Here is a 4,445-nt window from a genome sequence, read left to right on the forward strand (position 1 = left end):
GAAAAAGTGCTAATACATTCCGATCAAGGTGTGCAATATACCTGTTCAGATTGGCGTAGTTTTCTTAAAGAACACAACCTTGAAGCAAGTATGAGCCGCAGAGGGAACTGCCATGATAACGCTGTTGCAGAGAGTTTTTTCTCACTCCTAAAGAAGGATAGAGTTAAGCGAAAAGTCTACAAAACCAGAGATGAAGCACGCTCAGAAATATTTAACTATATCGAATATTTCTATAATCCAGTGCGCCATCATGGTAGTAATAACGGACTGTCACCAATGAAGTTCGAAAAGCAGTATTTTGAGAAACTAGAAAGTGTCTAGATAACTAGGGGCTTACCAATGCATGATTTCATTTCATATTCCTTTAATTTTAAAACCTATACTCAACAATTAACCTAGTTTTTATGACATTGATTGGTCGTTAGTATCTTGTTCGCGGGTCGCAAGGTGAAACTACCTCAATCATTTATGTAGCTTATTCCGCTGAAGCCCAGCTATGAAACTGGAACATTGGGACTTTATTAATTCGCATGCTGCTCTTTTCTGTGAACAATAGCTTTAGTGTAAGCGTGTTAGTCAAGCGAGCTGAAATTTGTTGAATAGCTTTCTCATCCGTAAGTGGCGTGCTTGGTCGTTGAATGTTAGCTAGCCCAGGTTCGTCCCTAACTGGCTATACTTTATTCTATTTTATTTACATTTTTCAATAATCTAGGTCAATTTTTGTTTGATTTTTTGTTCTCGCTTTAACAATTACAACTTATTTCATACCGTATTCATTTAGACTAAACCGAAGAGGCAATTAAGCTAGTGCAGATACAGCTTCGGCCTTTTACAGCATCAGATGCTGTGGTGGAGCATTCACTAGTGGATTATCTTTAAAGTAAGCTGCTGAACCGAAAAAGTATCTGCACAAACCCCGCTGGAGGCGAAAACCCACTACGATCCATTGTGGTAAATGGTGCTGTCAACCGCTGGCTGTAGAGAAGAGAGTACATACCGATGATTAATACATTGAACATAGTAATTTTAAGTTGAGCACTGAAGGCAAATCGAAGAGACACTTAAATTAGTGTAGATATCGCAGCGAGTTTCGGTTTCAGGGATGAAACCGCAAAGCGGCCAGGGAGGGCTTTACAGCGACTCGATAAGATATCGGCACAAACCCCGCTGGAGGCGAAAACCCACTACCAGCCAATGTGGCAAATGGCACACACCATTGACAAGCAATCCACATCTTGATTCACCAAAATCAAGACAAAAAAAAGCGACCAAAATAAGGTCGCTAAGGTTCCAATTCGGAATCCGGTGACAATGGCGCTAGACACTGTCTAAAGGGAATGATGATGAACAATGAAAACTTAAGTCGACCCATTTAAAAAAATCAATCGATACAAATTCTGTTCATATAGTAAGAGTTGAATTAGCAGCAATAGTTCAAAATAAAAGTGAAAAAAGTCACATTATTTTTCAGTTAGGCGATAAAAGCTGCTAAATCTGCAATATTAAGGGTAATAGTCTAAATGGTTGGCTATTTACTCAAGGGTTTTAGCGTTTTTAACCACGCTTGGAAATCGTCGTCCATGCTGGTGCCCCATTGCTTAACTAACGCTTGGTAGCGGGCATAGTCACCATTGCGGGTGAAGCCGAGCATGGTTTCTACTTTATCGCGCTGTTGCTCCATCATATATCGCACTGCCAAGTAGCCCCAGCGATAGACACGATCGCCACCGCCATTGGTTTCATAACTGGTATTAAACAGCTCACTTAAGGCAAAGTTTTGGCTTTGAGCGATCTCAATGGCTTTGGGGTTGTTGTCGCCTTGGCTGATGTATTCGGCGATGCCTTCACTCCACCACACTAAATGGGGCAGCAGCGGCGCAGGCTGCGGGCAGTATTCTGGCGCACTGTGTGAATCATGCAGTGAAGCACAGAAATCGCCCCACAGGTTAAAGCGCCCATCAAGGTAGTGCACGTACTCATGGGCCAGGTTCCAAATTTGGCCTTTTTTCTGATAAGCCACAAACTCAGCTTGGTTGCCTTTGATATGCGGTAAACCCTCTAAGAACATGCCGCCATTATCACTTGGGACGTCGAAATGCGCAGTGACATATTGCACGTAGTCATCACGTGAAGCGTAAACATTAGCGCGCATGCTGACATTGTTGTCGTCACGTACGGGTTTATCTAATGTATTAAATAGGTTGTGGAAGTTGGCTTCTTGTTTTTGTAGTAGTTGGCAAGCTTGCTGGGTTTGCTCTGCAGACAGGGCTTGAGAGCGAATAATAATGGTATCGCTGCACTGATGTACCTGAGTTAACACCTCGGTTAGTGGCGCGGTTGCTTCTGCGTGTGCGTTGCCACCAAGTGTTGGCAGGGTGAGCAAGATAATAGGGGCGAATTTCACCATGAAGTTCCTCTCATTGTTATTATTGTATACAATATTTAATTAAGTGTTTCATTTTCATCAATTGAAGTCAATTAGCTTGCGTATCGGTTCATGACAATAGGGGCCCCTCGGGGTAGACTGAAGCGGGCTTAGTTGGCAATGACAAGGGGAAATTGTGTTAAAGCAGTGGGATAACAATAGGGATTACCATTCATTTGCGAATGTCGACGCGGTATCTGTTACGCATTTATCACTATCATTAGCAGTAGATTTCCAGCAACAGCAGTTAACGGGCGAAGTGCGTTTAAGCCTCAATTTTCATGATATTGATTGCAGAACCTTAGTGCTGGATGGTCGCGATCTGCATATTGATGCTGTGGTTGATGCTCAGGGCAGGGCATTGGAATTTAGCGTAGGTACCAATGATGCGATTTTAGGCGAGAGCATTACAGTAGCGCTAGCGGATATGACTGAGTCGGTCACAATTAAGTATCGTACCGATCCGAGCGCCCAAGGATTGCAATGGTTAACGCCCCAGCAAACTAGTGGTAAAACACTGCCCTTTTTGTTTAGTCAGTCGCAACCTATTAATGCCCGCAGCTGGATACCACTGCAAGATACACCTAAGGCCCGTATCACCTAAAGGGTATGCGCGCTGTAATGAGTGCGATGAATGATCCGTTAACCCCGCTCAGCGGCAGTTTTGATTTCACCATGGAAAAGCCGATGCCGACCCATTTGCTGGCCATTGCGGTGGGCGATCTGCATTTTGGTGAAATTGGCGCTCGCACCGGTGTGTATGCCGAACCTGAAGTGCTTAGTGCCGCACTTGCTGAGTTTGAAGACACCGAAGATATGGTGGTGACGGCAGAGTCTTTGTTAGGCCCTTATCCATGGGGGCGCTACGACATGATAGTGCTGCCCCCCAGCTTTCCTTTTGGCGGCATGGAAAACCCTCGGCTTGCCTTTATCACTCCAACATTAATTGCCGGGGATAAGAGTTTAGTGTCAACGGTCGCACACGAGCTTGCCCACTCTTGGACTGGTAATTTAGTCAGCAATGCGACTTGGCGGGATTTGTGGCTTAATGAAGGTTTTACCACCTATTTTACCAACCGAATTGTTGAAGCGGTTTATGGTAAAGAGCAAGCAGAGCTAGAAGTGGTATTAGAATATGGCCGCTTACAGCAAGAGCTGGCAAGCTTACCACTTGAGGCGCAAACTTTGCCGGCTAATGTGCAGCAGCAAGATCCCAATTTGGCCTTTAATCGATTTACCTATGACAAAGCATCGATGTTTGTTCATGAGCTTGAACGACGTCTAGGCCGCAGCGACTTTGATAAGTTTTTGTATGACTATGTGCAGCATTTTGCTTTTAAAGCCATCACCACAGAAGTGTTTTTCGATTATGCTAGGCAGACTTTATTGGTTGAACATGCCGATAAACTGTCTGAAGCGCAGTTACTGGCGTGGGTATATGAACAAGGCATGCCAGCCAGCTTTCAACCACCTACGTCAACCAGCTTAGATAAAGTGGATGCCGCTCTGAGCAAGTTTTTACAATTTGGTGAGTTGGCAAGTGATAGCACTCAAACCTGGACTGTGCATCATTGGCAGTATTTTCTCAATGCACTGCCAGAACAGCTTAGTCAAGAGCAGTTAATGCAGTTGGATGAACAGTTTGATTTTACCCATTCAACCAATGCGGAAATTGCTTGCGACTGGTTTAGGGTCGCGATACGCAATCATTACGATCCGGTATTGCCGTTGCTTGGGCAGTTTTTAGTGCGCATTGGCAGAGGTAAGTTTGTTAAGCCGCTTTATTCTGAGTTGATGATTAATGGTTATCACAGCGAAGTTAAGGCGATATACCAGCAAGCCCGCGGGGGGTATCATCCTTCTATTGTGGTTCAACTCGATAATTTATTGGCTGGCTGATTGGTATTACTCAGTCTAATAGATAAAAAAATGGCGACCCAGTGGTCGCCATAACATACTCTTTTATCTTCAAACAGTATTCAATTCTCAGTGGCCAGTGCGCTAGCGTGGTCTCACTGAG

Annotated in this window: 2 protein-coding genes and 1 pseudogene; 2 read left to right on the forward strand and 1 reads right to left on the reverse strand. The window is 44.3% G+C overall.

Translation table 11 applies throughout. The features are described 5' to 3' along the window. A partial coding sequence (locus L865_RS0119925) for an IS3 family transposase (RefSeq protein ID WP_028774838.1) occupies positions 1-321 on the forward strand: 321 nt, incomplete at its 5' end. A gap of 1,207 nt (positions 322-1,528) precedes the next feature. Here L865_RS0119925 and L865_RS0119930 read toward each other — a convergent pair. Next, a complete protein-coding gene (locus tag L865_RS0119930) occupies positions 1,529-2,407 on the reverse strand; it encodes a collagenase (protein WP_037471698.1) in 879 nt (292 codons plus the stop codon). A gap of 154 nt (positions 2,408-2,561) precedes the next feature. Here L865_RS0119930 and L865_RS24250 point away from each other — a divergent pair. Then, a pseudogene (locus L865_RS24250) lies at positions 2,562-4,324 on the forward strand (M1 family metallopeptidase). The last annotated feature ends 121 nt before the right edge of the window (positions 4,325-4,445 follow it).

This window comes from Shewanella waksmanii ATCC BAA-643 (assembly GCF_000518805.1).
GTDB classification, from domain to species: Bacteria; Pseudomonadota; Gammaproteobacteria; order Enterobacterales; family Shewanellaceae; genus Shewanella; species Shewanella waksmanii.

What these genes read in the sequence shown, in the direction of transcription:
- L865_RS0119930 (WP_037471698.1), bottom strand. Translation starts at nt 2,407, where the DNA reads ATGGTGAAATTCGCCCCTATTATCTTGCTCACCCTGCCAACACTTGGT.